The 17300-nt window shown below is 52.8% G+C and carries 7 protein-coding genes; 1 reads left to right on the forward strand and 6 read right to left on the reverse strand.

Annotated features, from left to right (window positions below):
- Positions 1 to 88: 88 nt before the first annotated feature.
- The 4 genes from KW829_RS17045 to KW829_RS17060 form a co-directional block, all read right to left on the reverse strand.
- Positions 89 to 3961 carry a filamentous hemagglutinin N-terminal domain-containing protein gene (locus tag KW829_RS17045; RefSeq protein ID WP_218308685.1) on the reverse strand — a complete coding sequence of 1291 codons (3873 nt, stop codon included), beginning with the start codon at positions 3959 to 3961 and terminating at the stop codon, positions 89 to 91.
- Between the two features lie 283 nt (positions 3962 to 4244).
- Positions 4245 to 6392, reverse strand: coding sequence for a polysaccharide biosynthesis tyrosine autokinase (locus tag KW829_RS17050; protein WP_218308686.1), 2148 nt, complete (start codon positions 6390 to 6392; stop codon positions 4245 to 4247).
- A 17-nt stretch (positions 6393 to 6409) separates the two neighbouring features.
- Positions 6410 to 6859 carry a protein tyrosine phosphatase gene (locus KW829_RS17055; RefSeq protein WP_089598152.1) on the reverse strand — a complete coding sequence of 150 codons (450 nt, stop codon included), beginning with the start codon at positions 6857 to 6859 and terminating at the stop codon, positions 6410 to 6412.
- Positions 6860 to 6861: 2 nt separating this feature from the next.
- On the reverse strand, positions 6862 to 8001 hold the full coding sequence (locus tag KW829_RS17060; RefSeq protein WP_089598156.1) for a polysaccharide export protein: 1140 nt from the start codon (positions 7999 to 8001) through the stop codon (positions 6862 to 6864).
- 490 nt (positions 8002 to 8491) lie between these two features.
- On the opposite strand from KW829_RS17060, the gene KW829_RS17065 reads away from it, so the two are divergent.
- On the forward strand, positions 8492 to 9187 hold the full coding sequence (locus KW829_RS17065; RefSeq protein WP_187365536.1) for a LuxR C-terminal-related transcriptional regulator: 696 nt from the start codon (positions 8492 to 8494) through the stop codon (positions 9185 to 9187).
- Between the two features lie 92 nt (positions 9188 to 9279).
- On the opposite strand, the gene KW829_RS17070 is transcribed toward KW829_RS17065, so the two are convergent.
- Both KW829_RS17070 and KW829_RS17075 read right to left on the reverse strand, forming a co-directional pair.
- On the reverse strand, positions 9280 to 10149 hold the full coding sequence (locus KW829_RS17070; RefSeq protein ID WP_284734040.1) for an OmpA family protein: 870 nt from the start codon (positions 10147 to 10149) through the stop codon (positions 9280 to 9282).
- A gap of 162 nt (positions 10150 to 10311) precedes the next feature.
- Entirely contained in the window at positions 10312 to 17259 is a 6948-nt protein-coding gene (locus KW829_RS17075) for an Ig-like domain-containing protein (protein WP_218308687.1), read from the reverse strand.
- Positions 17260 to 17300 lie beyond the last annotated feature (41 nt).

The raw sequence follows: 17300 nt of genomic DNA on the forward strand, positions 1-17300 counted from the left end.
AACTTTCTCAGAAAAAAAAGGCAGCAGGGTCTCGTTCTGACTTTGCGCTATCAGGCGATAGCTGCTGCCTTGCATTACACTTTACACATTACAGACCGACAATAGCGCCGGTATTGGTCACTTTATTCGCATTAAGTTCCATACCAGACAGACCGCCGAATACAGCATCGCTGCCGCTGTTCGTCAAATTGTTGGTCGTGATACCGGCAACACCGTAACTCACCATATTCAGGTAGTTATAAATATTGCCTGCCGTTTTCACCAGCAGGGTATAATCGCTCACGATATTACCGCGGTTATTAATGTCGGCACCGGCATTAATCGCGATATTCTGCGCAAGGATATTGCTGTTGGCGTTATTGGTTAAATGACGCTGAGTATCAATCTTAACGCTGGTCACACCCACGATGTCTTTAAAGTTCTCAACACCGTTCAGGGCATTAATCGCCAGTGCGTTACCTGAAGAGATGGCATTGCGGTTAGTCAGTGCACCTTTCAGGACATTGAAGTTCAGATCGCCTTTACCGCTGATCCAACCGTAGTTGGTGACGTTGTTATCGACAGTCAGATTAACGTTCTTATCTGACGCGATAACGCCGGTCGCCGTGTTGTTCTCCATGCTGCCATCGCTGTAGTTGCTCAGCGTGCCTGCAGTCACGTCAAGGTTGCCCGCGCTGTAGGTGGTCGCATAGTTGTTATAGAACGTACCCGCTGCTTTGATAACAGCATCTGCACCGCTTACCAGCATCGCACGGGTGTTATCCAGCGTCCCTTTGGACAGCACGCTCAGCGCGCCGTCATCCGCGATGATGCTGCTGTTGTTGTTGTAGACGTTCTGACCGGAAAGCGACACGCCTTCACGACCAATCATGCCGCCAACATCGCCCGTCACGCCGAAGGTTTCGCCATGATTACGAACAAAGTTGTTACCGTCACGGTTTTCAATATTCCCTGCCGCGTTAACGGAGAGCTTATTGTCCGCCACGATCATTGCGGTGTTGTTGTACACAGTGCCTTGTGCATCGACGGTAACGTTCTTACCTGCGATCAGACCGTTGTTGTTATCAACGGTGCTGGCAGCCAGCTTGATGTCACCCGCCTGCGAAAGAACTGAACCACGGTTGCTGTCGAAATAACCTGTCAGCGCCAGATCGATATTGCCGTAGGCTGCAACCCGACCGTAATCGTTATTCAGTCGGTTCGCTTTCAGGGCAATGTCGCTACCGGACAGGATTTGACCGTAGTAGTTATCTACCGTTCCACCTGCAGTGATAGTCACGTCGCCAGTCTCAGAGCTGATTTCACCGCGGCTGTTGTTCACGTTCCCGGCGGCAGTCAGCGTTAAATCACCGACCGCTTTGATTTTGCGCGAGTTGTTATCAATGGTATTAGCACTTAAGGTTGCATCGCCATAGCTGATCATATTCAGATCGTTATAGATATTGCCTTTCGCGCTCATTGCCAGGCTGCTGTCAGCAACGATATTCCCACGGTTATTGATGTCATAGCCCGCGGAGATCGTAACCTTATCGCCAACCATGTTGCTGTTGGAGCTGTTGGTCACGCCACGCTGGGAATTCACCACCAGATTCTCGCCAGCGGCAATATCTTTCAGGTTTTCGATACCGGTCAGCGCGGACACCGTCAGTGATTTCTCAGCAGAAACGGTATTACGGTTAGTGAAAGAACCGTTCAGAATGTTGACGATGGCATCGCCCAGGCTGCTGATCCAACCATAGTTGGTCAGGCTGCCCTTCAGATTCATAGTCAGGTTCTTATCCGCCGCAATCACGCCCGTTGCATTGTTGTCTTCGAGCGCGCCGTCGCTGTAGTTGCTCAGGCTGTTGGCCTCGATAGCCATGTTGCCCATGCTGTAAAGGGTGGAGTAGTTGTTGTTCAACGTACCGCCAACCTTGATGGTGGCATCGCCGCCGCTCACCAGCAGTGCGCGGGAGTTATCCACGTTGCCTTTTGCCAGCAGCGTCAGCGGGCCATCTTCAGCAACAATACGGCTCTGGTTGTTGTAGATGTAGTTCCCGGAGAGCGAAACGCCTTCTTTACCGACCATACCGCCGTTCTGCTGCGGCATACCGAAGTAGGTGCCGAACGCAGAACCGAAATTGGTACCGTAGCTGTTGTCGATGTTATCGCCTGCAGTGACGCTCAGTACCTTGCTCGCAACGATGAATGCCGTGTTGTTGTTCACGCCTGCGTTGGCATTAATGGAGACGTTTTGTCCCATAATGAAGCCGCCGCGGTTGTTCAGGGCGTTGGACGCCAGAGCGACATCACCCTCTTCAGAGCTGTAAACGCCGATGTAGTTAGTGATGTTGCCACCCACCGCAACGCTAACGCCGGTTTTACCTGACACTCCGCCGTTGTCGTTACGCATAGAGGCCGCTTTGGCGATCACTTTGCTGGAGGAGTTCAGCTTGCCGGAGTAGTTATCAATAGCGCCGGCGCTTTCCAGGGAGATATCGCCATTCGACGCCATCTGCCCACCGTTGTTATTGATGCTGTTCGCCGCAATCTGCACGCCCTTCTCGGCGATAATGCCTAAAGAGTCATCGCTGGCGGTATCGGCCGTTTTGGTCGCGCCGTTGTTAACCGCACCTTTGGCCGCGATTTTCGTGAAGCCGCCTGCGGAACGGATCATGCCTTTGTTGTTGTCGACGTTGCCGCCGCTGACAACGTTCACATCACCCAGGGAGTCAACCAAACCGCTGTTGTTGTTCACCGCAGCAGACTCAAGGCCAACGTATCCGCCCTTAATCTGACCGTTGCTGTTGTTCAGCGCACCAGTTTTTAACGCCACGATACCGGCTTCAATCCCGACCGCATTGCCTTTACCGTAGTTGGTTAAGGTATTGCCGTTGGTGTCGGCCGCCAGCATACCCGCCGCCGCCATTTTGCCGTTGGTGTTGTCGACAGCGCCGCTGTTGACATAGAGGTCAGCCATCGTCGAGATGTTGCCCGAACGACTGTTGTTGAGGCTGTTTTTGTTGGTGTCCAGCGCGATAGTCCCAACGGAGGTAATATCCCCGGTGGTGTTGCTCAGTGCGCCATTGGTTTTGATATTGATCTGACCAGAGGACTCAATGCGTGCATTGTTGTTCAGCAGCTGGCCGTTGGCGTCAATATTGACACCATTGAGACCCCCCGCAATAACGCCCTGGTTACGGACGCCGACACCGCTTTCGGTGCTGACGAGGTTGATCTTGTTGGCATACATGCCGCCCAGCGCAGCAACGTCAATGCTATTGGCATTACGCGTACCGGCAGCGGTTACCGACCCGGTCACCTGGCCTGCAGCGTTAACGTAGTTATTGCCCGCAACAACGTTCAGCTCGTTAGCGGTGACCTTATCCGTCACAACGACATTACGAGACAGAATTTCAGTTGGGCTGGAGTTATTCAGTTGACCCAGGGTGATGGTGCCACCGTTGACGGAGTAACCCGCAAGCTGGTCATTCTGAATATCCGGCGTACCGGTCGTCAGGGTCAATTTACTGGTGTTAATTGAACCCCCACCGTTAACGGTAATACCGTTCGGGTTGGCGATAATTAAATCGGCCTTATCACCTGCGACTTCCATCATGCCGTTAATAGCAGAGGCATTTTTCGAGGTCACTTCGTTCAGAATAACTTTCGCTGAGCCGGAGGTCAGGTTGCTGTTACCCTGAATCTGGCCTGCCAGAACGGTATTCGATCCTGCAGCACTGTTATTGAAGATCAGACCGTTCTTGTCCACGTTTAACTTGTCATACACATTATGCGAAAGCCCCTTATCGTTGGCTTTGTTAATGTTAATGACAGGCACGTTTCCAGCAGAAGCAACGATACCGTTCTTCATGCTGATCTCTGCTGTGTGCGCAACAAATGGCAGAGCGAGCAGAACCGAAGCGGCCACAGGGTGCCACTTAAGCTCTAATTGAAAGACATTATTCTTTTTACTTTTCATTATTACCTACTCTTTATTACGGAATCATTACATTCTTTTAGAAATATAACTTCGCCACTCTAAATAATTACTTCACATCCTATGATTATTGACCTCCTGTGGTTTCCTACCATTTCATTAATTAGAATTTAAGAGCATAGAATTGAGGCTAATTCTGTCATTTTTGATCTGAATTGGCATTCAGACTGCACCACATATATGGAACTTTTGATTAGGAACAAGTCATCCAATATTCGGAATTTTATACATCCCGGATAATGTTGACCTGTTCCGTAATCAGATTTTATTCCTGATACGAATAGTCGCCGTAGGTGTAAGGTTCAGCGGCGCGCTTCTCTACGCCGTTAAATATGGTGCCCTGAATGGCGATGCCATTTTGATCGAAGCGGCGCAGCCCTGCCTCCACCTCTTTCAGGGAGTTCTGTTCAAAACGCACCACCATCAGGGATGTTGATGCATATCGGCCAACAATGGCCGCATCCGTCACGCTCAGGATCGGCGGGGTATCAATGATAATCACGTCATATTGCGTTGAGCACGACGTGAGCAGCGTCTTGAATTTCTCAGACATAAAAAGCTCAGCAGGATTATTGGTCATTCGTCCGCGACCAATAAAATCCACTTCCGGGTATTCCGTGTGCTGAATAACAGTCGAAATATTAACGTCTTGAGATAAATAATCCGCAAGCCCTGCGCCATTTTCTGCCGCAGAGAAAACACGGTGCAAATACCCTCGTCGTAAATCGCAGTCGATCAACAATACCCGCGTACCCGCCTGCGCCATCAGTGCGGCGAGGTTAGAACTCACGAAAGATTTACCGACCCCGGGCGACGTCCCGGAGATCATTAATATTTTGTTGTCCGATTTCAGCATCGCAAAATGGAGGCTGGTACGCAGCCCCCTCAACGCTTCGACCGCCAGCGACGTTGGCGTCGATTTCACCAGCAGCTCGTCAGACTGGTAAGTCGGAATGGCGCGGCACCGTCTGCGCTTCGTTAACTCAGGCGCCAGGGGAACAACGGCCAGGACAGGAATGCCACGTTTCTCCAGCTCAGCAGGTTGCCGGATCCCTTTTATCAGCATGTTGCGAACAAGGATGACCCCGGAGGAAAAGAGGAACCCCATTAAGGCGGATAAGAGAACAATCAATATTTTTTTCGGTTTGACCGGTTTCTGCTGCGTGACCGCATGGTCAATAATCCGCACATTCCCCAGGGTACTGGCCTTACTGATATTAAGCTCGTGCTGTTTATTCAGCAAAATCATATAAATATCGTTACCCATCTGGACATCGCGGGTCATGCTTAAAATTTCTTGCTGGGTGCTGGGCATCGCGCTAATACGCTGGTTCAGCTTTTCTTTTTCCGCAGCCAGAATGGCTTTTTTCTCAGATAACGCTTTATAGGCCGGGTGCGTACGCTTATACAGCTTGGAAATTTCCGCCTCTTTAAAGGTCAGTTCATTGAGCTGCGTATCAATAGAGACGACGTTATCCAGAATGAATTTAGCTTCTAATGACAGGTCAACGGACTCATTATTCTTTCTGAATTCATTCAGTTTACTCTCGGCGTTAACCAGATTGCTTTTGATCTGCAACAGCTGCTTATTTAAAAACGCCAGGCTTTTGCTTGCCTCTGCTGATTTGCGCTCAACGTCCTGCGCCAAATAGTTCTGCGCAATACTGTCCAGGATCTGGCTGATCGTCACCGGGTCGGGGCCGATCATGCTCAGGTGCAGCATGCCATTCCCCCCCGACTTGGTATCAATGGAGACGCGCTCTTTGAGCTCTTCAATGACCGAATGCTCATTGCGCTTCGTCACAATGAACGCGGTGTTTTCCGTGAGTTTGGCAGATTCGATCAGAAGCTCAATACCGCTGGCCTGAACAGGTACACCCACTTTACCTTTCACGACGGCATCCCCCACGTGCAGGGCGAAGTCTCCAGAAACCGCGATGTCCAGATTCAGGGGGGTATTCATCCATTTTTCCGGTACGGACAAATAGGCAATATCGAGCGTCGCCGGTTCATGACCCAACAGACGCTGCAGAGTGGCATTCGCAACAGGATAGGTTTTTTCTCTTACGACAATATCCAGCTTCAAATCACGTACCGTTTTACCCATCACTAAGCGTGATTTGAGTAACGATACTTCGGATTCAGAACTGACTCCGGAGCCTTCCGGGAGCATGGTAGACAGCTTGTTTAAAATGCCTAATGAGGAATTCTTCTCAACCTGAATTAACGCATCGCTCTTGTAAATCGGCGTCGAGATGTTAGCAATAATAATCCCCATAATGATAAACAGAATGGTCGTCGCCGCTATCCAGACTTTGCTGTAAAACAGCACCTTAAGGATTTGAACAATATCAATGTCCTCCTCCCGCTGAACAGGATCGGGAGGGGCATTGCTAACGTGTTTGTTATACATACTCTAATCAGCCTTGATTATTTAACCTGCTGGAAAACCTTGACCCATTCTTCGGCAGCGGAAAAAAGTTGTTTGAAAATGATGTCGGATATTTCAGCTCCCCGGCGATAAGGATCTGAAATTTCCAGTTGCTGGAGCCAATATCCGAATAAAAAGGTCTTACCCCGGGCTTCCATCGCCAGTTGTGTAACCGCTTCAATATGATGCTTATCCATGGTCAGGATCAGATCGTATTCGCGGCACATAGCAGGCGTAAGCTGTCGGGCAAGATGGCCCTCTAAAGAAAAACCCTGTTTGCTGGCCGACTGCCGCATGACGGGATCCGCCGGTTCCCCTGTTAACGCTGAAATACCGGCAGAGTCCACCCTCATGCCGGGTAAGCGCGAACGCAAAATCCGTTCCCCCGCCGGGGAACGACAGATATTGCCGGTGCAGACGACCAGGATGGAGGTATATCGCCCATACACGATTAGTTACCCCAGTTTCTGACAAAGCGCGTGGTTTCCGTCAGGCTGTAGATACCATTAATGGTTGGCATTAACTGGTTAATCACCCTGTTCCAGCGTGCAACCGGCGCCGTCGTGACATAGACAATATCGTATGGCTTAAGCTTAAATTCCGTGCCTAATACCAGCGCGGTGGCATCACGCGCGTCGAGCTGATAAATAGCCGCTTGTTTCCCCGCTTCTGCATCAGGTTTTGCCTCAGAGCGAATGACAAATATGCCGCTGGCATCGCTTGTCATTTGATTGATCCCTTCAGCATTCCCCAGCGCTTCTGTCAGCGTCATGCCGGAACGATCCATTTTCATGGTGGTTTGCTTGACGACATCCCCCATCACAAAGACTTTTAAGTCGTCATTGCGCGGGATATAGAGAATATCGCCAGGGTAGAGCAGTTTATTTTGCTGCAAATCCCCATACTGCATGAGCGCCTGCAGGGAGACCTTCGACTTCTTACCGCCCTGGGTTAATACCACGTTGCCCCAGTCTGCATTCTCGGTCAGCCCGCCCGCCTGATTTACCGCATCAATAATGGTCAGCGGCACGTTGGTGATAGGTTGCTGGCCGGATTGATTCACCTCGCCTGAGACCGTCACTTTTTGCGAGCGGAATGCGGCGATCCCCACATCGACCTGCGGGGATTCAATATATTTAGCCAGATGCTCGGTGATCATCTCCCTCACTTCGGTCACCGTTTTGTCCTTCACGGCAATTTTGCCGATGTAAGGATAAAAAATGGTCCCGTCTGAATGTACCCAGTTGCCGGTGTCGCTGGCGCTGCGATACTGGCCTGACGGCGTGGTGAGCTCCGGGTGTTCCCACACCGTCACCATAATGATATCGCCCACGCCAATCCGGTACTCATACGCGTCCAGACGCTTGTTCAGCTCGGCATTACCCTGCGCAACCATCACGTTTTCACGCAGCCGCTCGATCAGGGCTGGCGTAACGGGATAAACATTGATATCGACGTCGTTGAGCGTTTTATCATCCTGTGCCTGAACAATGTTTTTCCCGGACGTAGCAATATGGCTGCCCGGTGCAATCTGGCAGCCTGCAAGCAAAATAATAGAGGTTAAAATAAACAGAACTGAAATTTTCTTCATGCTTTTCTCAATGTCACCTCTGAACAATGACATTCCCTTTTTAATTTTCCATCACACAAAACGTCGCTAACGAGGAGTAATACACGTGAATCATAACTGTTGAAATTATAACGCCCCCCGTTTTATCTGTCCTGCATACGTGGAATATTCCTGGTTGAAAACCTCGCATTCTTACATTAATGTCTAAAAGGAAAACCGTGCGACTCAGGTAAACAATTCCCATTTAGTGAGGGAGTCTTCTCAATTAAGCGTTTATTTATATCGTGTAGAATATAAATATATTCATACCGTAATACCTGTCTGTCGGTATGCAAAGATTACGAAGATGGACTTTTTTGCCATTTTATAGCCTAAATAATTCGAGTTGCATGAAGGCGGCGACGCAGCGAATCCCCAGGAGCGTACATAAGTACGTGACTGGGGTGAGCGAGAAAAGCCAACGCACAGGCAACTTGAAATATGACGGGTATAGTTCACTAAAGGAATACCCATGGATACCTCCAGAGTTATTTTATCCCGATGTAACTTCAGTAACATCGGCCTGAGTCACTTGCTATCCGGTACATTCAGTAAAGAGAAAATTATCTCGTTTGATGACCAAAGAAACTTGTTTGCCTGGGCGAAGGAGATCAGGAGAGGGTCTTTTTATACGTTGTACCTGGTTTTACCTGATTCCATATACAGCAATATTGTTTATTTCCACTGGTTGATTTCCCTACGTAGAAAAACAAATAACGCAGCCATTTCAGAAATCATTATTGCTTATCACTCGGATATTTTTCCGGAGCTGTTTTCTTGCATTTGCTCTCATTACAAGCATCGCCTTGTGAATATCAACAATCTCACGAACGATGAGATCATAAAAAAAATGCATACGCAGCGCCACCCAAGCAAAAACAAGATTATCAAGAAATACATCGAACTGACGCATATGGAGTTCTCTGTGTTAAAGCTGATGATTGCGGGTTATTCCATTGATGATATCAGTATCGTGCACAACATTAAGCCCAAAACCACCTATACGTACACCAACAACATAATGAAACAGCTGGGCTTTAACTCTTTAAAGAAAATATACTCCTGCGGCGAGATCATTAAAGCGTCAATTGAGCATGACATAATCAGAGAAAAGAAAAAGCAGTATACCAATGCGAAGATCAAAACCCACGAACCACAGTTTGCATGACACCTCGTTTTTCAGAACCTTTCTCTTTGATATACCAATAAAAAAAATACGGATAGCATCTCTGCGATCCGTATTTTAGTCATACACGCGGCTTAGTGGCTTTTCACTAAAATTTCCACACGACGGCTGTTAACGTTACAGCCTGCTGCTTGCTGGCTGGCATTTGTACCGCAGCCTTCAGCGCTCTGCGCCACGCCCTGACCAACGGTGTTGTTGATCATCTCTGGTTTGATCCCTTTCTCGATCAGCAACGAACGAACGGTATTCGCACGTGCTTCAGACAGACGCTGGTTGGCCTCACGGCTACCAATCGCATCGGTATAGCCCACGATCTGGATCTCACGAACGTTATTCGCCTGACGGATAAACTTCACCACGTCATCCAGCTTCTTACGAGATTCGGCAAAAATTCCCGCTGAGTTGCTCGCCGCAAAGCGGAACAGCACCTGTTCCTGAATGAGCACTACGCCGGTGTTATTAACGTAATCACAAGGCTTGACCTGAGATGCACGGTTAATAATTTTGGTCTGCTTGTGCATGTTTTTCAGGAGCGTTTCCGCACGCGAACGTTCCTCCAGCGCCGCTGTATTGCCCGCAGTGCCCGGATTAACCTGAATAAAATAGGTCTGTGCGCTTTCGGTGCTCAACTGCTGCTGAGGGTTTTGCTTGCCCTGATACGTCGGGTGATCGTTGAAGAATGACTCCACCGTGTGCGCGCCCGGTGCTGCGCACAGGACGGTAAACTGTCCTGGTAACAACACGGACTGCAGCTCGCGGTCAACATAGACCGCTGCAGGAACTGTGCCCTGTGGGTAATAGACGACAACCTGTGCCAGCTCAGGCGTCACGCCCGCCACCGGACGATAAGGTTGCGGTGCCGTATTTTTTGGCGTCGGTTTGATCACTACCGGTAAATCAATGGCCTTTTCCACTTTTTCAGCTGAATAAGCGGGGTTGGCCATAAATGCACTTAATGCAGCAGCGACACAGAACGCCAGGTTTATTTTTTTAAAATTCCGAGGGGTTATTTTCATTTTCAAATTCCTGATTCACCCAGTGATTGATCGTATTACTTCAGATATGCGCAGAAAACCCGCCATCCGAAGATGGCGGGTTTTACTGGGTTACATCATTATTTGGTTATTCTGCAGCAGCGTAACCAGATCGGTTTGAACGTCAGCCAGTGTGACAACCTGCGTGAAGCCATGTTGTCCGCCCTGACCGTCACGGTCGATACTGATCACGGTATCGCTTCCGACAACCTCCACCTTGACGTAGTCAAGCACGCCGCGAGAGGAGTAATCCAGCTCCAGTTTTCCATCGTCCTCGAAGAAGGAGACAGAACCCTTGTAGTCAAGCAGCTCGCTCATATCGAGCAGATCTGCATCACTGTCTTTCACCAGATTACCCACCTTGAAGCCGTGGATCGTGTCGTGGCCGTTGCCGCCGGTACCGTCGTTAGACATTCCTGCCAGCACCTTGTACATCAGCGTGTCGTTACCGCCGTTGACCAGGTAGAAGGCATCATTGCCACCACGACCGTCGAACAGGTTGTTCGCGGAGTTATCCGTGAAGGTATCCTGCTGGTTTGACCCGACCAGTCCCTCAATGCTGAGGAGCTTATCGGTGCCGTTACCGGTTGCAGTACCTGTCCAAAGGTTGGCGTTAACCGCACTGGTAGAACGGCTGTAGTCAACAACGTCCATACCCGCAGTTTCACTCCAGACTGGCTTGCCGCTCACAATCTGGTTCCAGCCGCCGCCACCGTTGTAGGTGTCGTTACCTGCCGAACCGAAGAAGGTGTCGTTATAGCCCGTACCGATGATCCCGCTGTTGCCAGAGGTGTTGTTCGCGGCGCTGTCGCTTTCCGCCGTCAGCACGTAGGAGTCGTGGGCTTTACCTGTTGTCAGGCCACCCCAGTTCTCATTCACCGTACCGTTGGTGTAACCGCCAATGCTGCCCGTTGCGCCAATGTGATCCGCTTTACCGTCGGTAATACGCAGCATCTGCACGGAGTAAACTTCGTTCGGATCCAGTCCGAAGAAGCTCACCAGACCCATGCTGTTGCTGGAGCCGGAAGACTGCGGGTTAATCAGCTGGGTAGCGACAAGCTCGCCCGCCGAGTTATAGAGCTTCACGGTGTTGCTGTAGAAGGTATTGATGCCGTTACCGTCAACAATACGGATCTGCAGGCTCGTGCCGTCCGCCGCGATATTGGTGTTTTTCACCAGCATCGTGCGGCCCGCGTCGTCGCTTGCCACCACGTTGGCATCTGCACCCGAACGGTACAGCACCAGGTCCATCGAACCGTCCCAGTCGTAGTCAAGCGCCACGGCACCGGTCAGGTTGTTGAACATCGTGTTACCCGTCAGGCTGACCTTGTTGGTACCCCAGTTGTTGCTTCCCGTATTGGTATACAACATTGGCGCACCGTTCACGTCAGAGCGAGGGACCTCGATGATGTCCATCTTACCGTCGTGGTTCCAGTCCACCGCCAGCGAGGTGCCACCGTCCAGGCTGTCACCAAACCACTGGGCCTGGCTGTCGGTTGCGTTGAGCTTACCGGTACCATCGTTGAGGTAAATGCGGCTCTCATCGCTGTTCGCGCCGCCTTTCGAGCCACGGCTCAGGAACAGATCCAGCCAACCATCGTTGTTGTAATCGCCATAGGTCATGGAGATTGAACGGTTGCCGTAGTCCTCGTGACCGTCGTTGCGGAACACGTTCGCGTAGTAGCCGACTTCACCGAAGTTTGTCTCCGATGTGCCGGTCGTCTGGTTATAGATAATACCCAGACCACGCGATGTGTTACCCACATAGGAGCCCGCGCCGTTGTAGTCGATATGCGCCGTAATATCTACGGTACCGTTGTTATCGATGTCCACAGCCCCCACTTCGTGCAGCACGCTCATCGCTGTTGGCAGAGCCCCGCCAGGGTGACCATCATAGAATCCGGCGTTGTCCTCGTAACTCAGCGTGCCCTGCTCATTCTTAACGAAGGAGATGGAGTCCGCTTCGGAGTCAGCCAGCACGAAGTCCAGATAGCCGTCACCTTCACGGTCATAGGCAATCACGCCGCCCAGGTGGTTCAGGCTTCCCTGATCCAACGCTTTCGCCGAGTAGCTACCGTCCGCGTTTTGCAGCCAGTAGGCAGTACGACCTGCGTTTCCGTAGCTACTGACCTGCGACATCACGTCGGTGTAACCATCGCGGTTAATGTCCGCAAAGGTTGCCGAGTTGATGTAGCGGCTGTAGGACGGGTCGTCGACGTTGTAATCAGATCCGTTGCTGGTTGACGGCTGCGCAAGATACGTTGAGTCGTAGTCTTCACGCGTCACGGAATCATACACACGTCCGGCGTTAGCCGTTGTGCTTCCTGACGTGCCGCGGGCACTCTGGAAGAACGACCACAAACCGTCCTGGCTGATGGTGACCGCTGCGGCGTTCAGTCCACGACCGTCAGAGTCCGTCGTTCCGCCCCAGGTCTGTTCAATCAGCGTACTACCACCACCTTCGGTGACGCCCGTGCTGGTGCTTGCGCTCATGCTTGAGCGGTTGCCCGCCTCATCCCAGACCACAAAGGCCAGGTTATGCGCGCCCGCAGGCAGGGTCGTATTCAGGGTCCAGGAGCCGTCCGCGTTCGCTTTCGCGAAGCCGATGATCTGATCCAGGCCTTCCTGATAGGTGCCGTTGCTGTTGACGTCGCTCACCAGAGAGACAATCGCACCCGCTTCAACGCGACCATACTGACCGCTGGAGAAGGTGAACGAATCCCCGGTGCTGGTGTGCTGAGGCACATCCGGCGCCATCGTGATGGCATCAGGCGAATCCAGGTCGATGACCACGTTGTAGCTATCCGCAAACTTCGTGTTCGTACCCGGGTTGCCCGCAACATCAATCACCTGCAGCTTGAAGCTGTGGGTGGTGCTTGCCGTCGCTTCCGGCAGTTCATAGCTCCAGCTCTGGCCGTTGAGTGCCAGCGTTTTCCAGGTCTTTCCGTTATCCAGAGAGATCTGCAGATGTTCGCCAGCCTGCAGCGCCGCGCTCAGGTTACCGCTAAGGGTGACGGTACGGTCACGGGTGACCATGTCGCCGTTAGTCGCCGTTGCGGCATGGCTGAAGTGATCCCCGGTCGTCAGACCATGGCTGGTATCGGTAGTCACTTTGGTTGTCGTAGACAGACCGTTCATGTCACTGCCGCCCGATGCCACCTGCAGCGCCTGAGAATCGGTGCTGCCGACGTTACCGGCGTTATCCACCACGCGAGCCTGAATGGTGTACGCACCATCGTTCAGCGGCGTGCTCTGCATATCCACAGTCCAGGATGTGCCGGTTACCGTTGAAGCACGCGTCCAGGTCACACCGTTGTCGAGGCTAATCTCAACCCACTCGTCCGCCTGCAGGGCTTTGTTCAGCTCACCGTTAATCAACAGCGTGTTATCGCTGGTGATGAAGTCAGCGTCTGAAGCACCACGGTCTTCCGAGATCGAGCTGATGTTAATAACCGCGTCAGACACGGTGGTATCGACAACAATCGTCCAGGTGTTGCTTGGCGTACTGACGTTGCCTGCTGCATCCGTGGAGGTTGCAACCAGATTCCAGGTGCCTTCAGCCAGCTTGTTCGCGTCGCTGATTTGCAGCGTCCACTGACCCGTTGTGCTATCGGCCACGGCGGTACCCAGCAGAATGCGGGTTGTCGCATCCACCTGATGGTACACATTCACCGTGCTGCCCTTCTCTGCCGTACCGGTAATTTCCGGCGTGGTGTCGTTGGTCGGCTTGCCGTGAGCAACGGAACCCTGAACCGGATCCACATCGTCCAGCACGTTGGTAATAACCGGTGCGACAGGCGCAACCGTGTCCACAACCAGATCGAAGTCGATCGGCGTGAGCGGGTTATTCGACGGATCGGTCCCGGTGATGCGCAGGGTATGCGCGCCATCGCTCAGGCTACTCATCGGCGTGAATTCCCAGTTACCATTGGCATCCGCTTTCACGGTACCCAGCTGAACGCCACCGACATCGGTGATGATAATGGTGCTGCCTGCCGTCGCCTTACCGACCAGCTGTACCTGGCTATCGTTCGTGACTTCACCATCGCGAAGCACGCGAGAACCACCCGCTTCCTGGACATCATCCACCACCTGCAGCAGCTGCAGATAGCTTGCGCCCGTGGAGACGTTAACGGTGATATCGTCAACGATCGCACTGCTGTTACCCGCCGGATCCGTTACCTGAGTCGCGAACTGATGTTCGCCATCAACCAGCGGCGTGGACGGGGTGAACTGCCAGCTACCGTCAGGGTTGGTGACGGTGACTGAACCGATCGCCTGGCCATTATCATAGATAGTGACCGTGCTGCCCTGCTCCGCTTTACCGGTGAAGGTCGGTTTGTTGTCGTCCGTGGTCATGCCCTCGGTCAACTGACCTTTCCAGGCACCCTGATCGTCAGACACCTGCAGGCCGGAAACCGGATTCGGTGCTGTTGAATCAATGGTTACCGTGAACGAACCGCTGCGATCGCTCTCCTGACCCGCGCTGTTGGTATTGGTCACCGTAAAGGTGTAGCTACCGTCAGCCAGTGCCGGAGATGGCGTGAAGCTCCAGGTGCCATCGCTGTTCAGCGTTGTTTTACCTACAACCTGACTGCCGTTGTAGATGGTGATCGTATCGCCCGCAGCACCGTCCGCAGTCCCGTTCAGGGTCGGCGTATCGTCTTTGGTCAACGCATTGTTGGCCAGGTTGATAACGGTTGTGCCGGTATCGTCCAGAACGTTAACGATCGCTGGTGCATCCGGGGTATCGGACATAATGACGTCATAGCTGTCAGCCGGTTTCGCCACATTGCCAACCCGATCGGTTTCCGTCACGGTCAGTTTGTTGATGGAGTCACCGTACAGAGACTCAGATGGCGTCAGTTCCCATTTGCCGTTCTGATCAACCGTGGTGGTACCCAGTACTTTCGTGTTGCCGTCTTTATCGGTGGTGTAGACCGTAATGACGTTGCCCACTTCAGCACCAGAGCCGCGGATCACCGGACGTGAATCGTCCAGAACGCCGCCATCCGCAACAATCCCCTGAACGTTACCCACGTTATCCGTAACGGAATCAATGGTCACTTTGCTCGCATCCGGCGCGGTGTAGTCGGTGGTCAGCACGAAGTCCGCAGACTTGTCGCTGACGTTTCCGGCTTTATCCGTCGCCGTCACATAGAAGGTGTTTTTCCCTTCTGGCAACTTACTGCCCGGCTTGAAGTTCCACGCGCCGCTGCTGTTCGCGGTGACTGAACCCAACAGCGTGCCATCAACGGAGTAGATGTTGACGGTGCTGTTCGCTTCGGCCGTACCGTGCAGGATTGGCTGCGGATCGTCAGTCACGTCGTTGCTGTTCAGGTCGTCCTTAACGGTACCCACCTGATCTTCCGCGTAATCAATGCTCGGACGATTCGGTGCTTTACTGTCAATTTCGAAGCTGAAGGTGCTGGAGGTATCCTCTTTACCGGTCAGATCTTTAGCGGTCGCCGTAATGTTATGTACGCCATCGCCCAGATCGCTGGTTGGAGTGAATGTCCAGTTACCGCTGGCATCTGCCGTCACGGTGCCCAGCACCACGCTGCCATCTTTGATGGTCACGATGCTGCCTGCTTTTGCCTTGCCGATAATGTCCGGACGGGCATCGTCAGTCACGTCATTGGCCTTCAGTTCGCCAGTTACGGTGCCTTTATCGTCCATCACGCGAACGATAGTGACCGGTACGCTGGAGGTATCAAGCGTGACGGTGACGCCAGCATTTTCTGCACCCAGGTTGCCCGCTGAATCCTCAGCGCGCGCGGTGAAGGTGTATTCCCCATCCGCCAGTGAACCGGTGGTGTAGGTCCAGTTACCGTTAGCATCTGCCACCGCGGTGCCGTTTTCCTGACCGTTCACGTAGACGTGAACAACGCTGCCAGGCTCTGCTTTACCGCTGATGGTCGGCGTCGCATCGTCAGTGGTGTCGCCATTGGACAATACGCCAGTCTTCGGACCTTCGTTATCGCTAACGATGAAGCCAGTGACTTCACCCGGCGCGCTGGTATCCACCGTGACCGGGAATCCGCCGGTTTGCGGGCTCACCTGTCCGATGTCGTTAATGGCTTCCGCCACAAACGTATGGACACCGTCCGCCAGTTTCGGCGTGTTGAAGCTCCATTTACCCTGGGCATCAGCCTGCGTTTCACCCAGTAAGGTGGTGCCGTTCGGGCCGCCGTAAATGCGAACCGTCACGTTGGCTTCCGCAGTACCGGTCAGAAGCAGGGTGTTGTCGTTGGTTGTCGCATCCTTCTGCAATGGACCGGTATGCGGCGCGACGTCATCTTCGACACTGCTCAGGGTCGGTGGCAGCGGCTGACCGCCTGCATCGATCTGAATAATGTATTCCGGTGAAGCCGCCGTGGTGTTACCCACGCTGTCGGTCTCTTTAACCGTCAGGTTATAGGTGCCGTCAGGCAGCGCCTTGGTGACTTGCAGTTCCCAGGTGCCGTCTGCCTGCACTTTGGCGGTGCCAATCACCTTGTCGCCGTTGTACACGGTGATGGTGTTGCCCGCTTCCGCGCCGGTGCCTTTGATCAGCGGCGTGTTATCGTCAGTCTTACCGCCTGACGTCACGGAGCCGGTCACAGAACCAAAGTCATCCACCACGTCAGTGATGCTCACTTTGCTTGCATCCGGTGCGGTGTAGTCCAGGTTCAGCACGAAATCGTCGGACGCTGCGCTGGTATTACCCGCCTTGTCGGTCGCCGTCACGTGGAAGCGGTGCTCGCCTTCCGGCAGTTTCGCCGTCGGTGAGAAGCTCCAGGTGCCGTCGGCTTTCGCCGTCACTTCGCCCAGCAGGCCGTTCTGATCGTAGATCTTCACGGTGCTGCCCGCTTCCGCCTTGCCACTCAGGGTTGGCGTCGGGTCGTCGGTGCTGCTGCCGTTAGACAGGGTGCCCTGTACGGTGCCCACGTCGTCCAGCGCCGCGTCGATGGTCGGTTTCACCGGCGCATCGGTATCGATGGTCACGGTCCAGCTGCTGCTGCTTGACTCGTTGCCCATCGGATCCTTCGCCGTGGCGGTGAAGCTGTGCTCGCCGCGAC

Source organism: Enterobacter sp. ENT02 (assembly GCF_019219165.1).
In the GTDB taxonomy this organism is placed as follows: Bacteria; Pseudomonadota; Gammaproteobacteria; order Enterobacterales; family Enterobacteriaceae; genus Enterobacter; species Enterobacter mori.

Excerpts from the sequence above, each read along its gene's own strand:
- KW829_RS17050 (WP_218308686.1), bottom strand. The coding sequence starts at position 6,392 with ATGTATAACAAACACGTTAGCAATGCCCCTCCCGATCCTGTTCAGCGG.
- KW829_RS17075 (WP_218308687.1), bottom strand. The coding sequence starts at position 17,259 with ATGGGCAACGAGTCAAGCAGCAGCAGCTGGACCGTGACCATCGATACC.
- KW829_RS17065 (WP_187365536.1), top strand. The coding sequence starts at position 8,492 with ATGGATACCTCCAGAGTTATTTTATCCCGATGTAACTTCAGTAACATC.
- KW829_RS17045 (WP_218308685.1), bottom strand. The coding sequence starts at position 3,961 with ATGAAAAGTAAAAAGAATAATGTCTTTCAATTAGAGCTTAAGTGGCAC.
- KW829_RS17060 (WP_089598156.1), bottom strand. The coding sequence starts at position 8,001 with ATGAAGAAAATTTCAGTTCTGTTTATTTTAACCTCTATTATTTTGCTT.
- KW829_RS17070 (WP_284734040.1), bottom strand. The coding sequence starts at position 10,149 with ATGGCCAACCCCGCTTATTCAGCTGAAAAAGTGGAAAAGGCCATTGAT.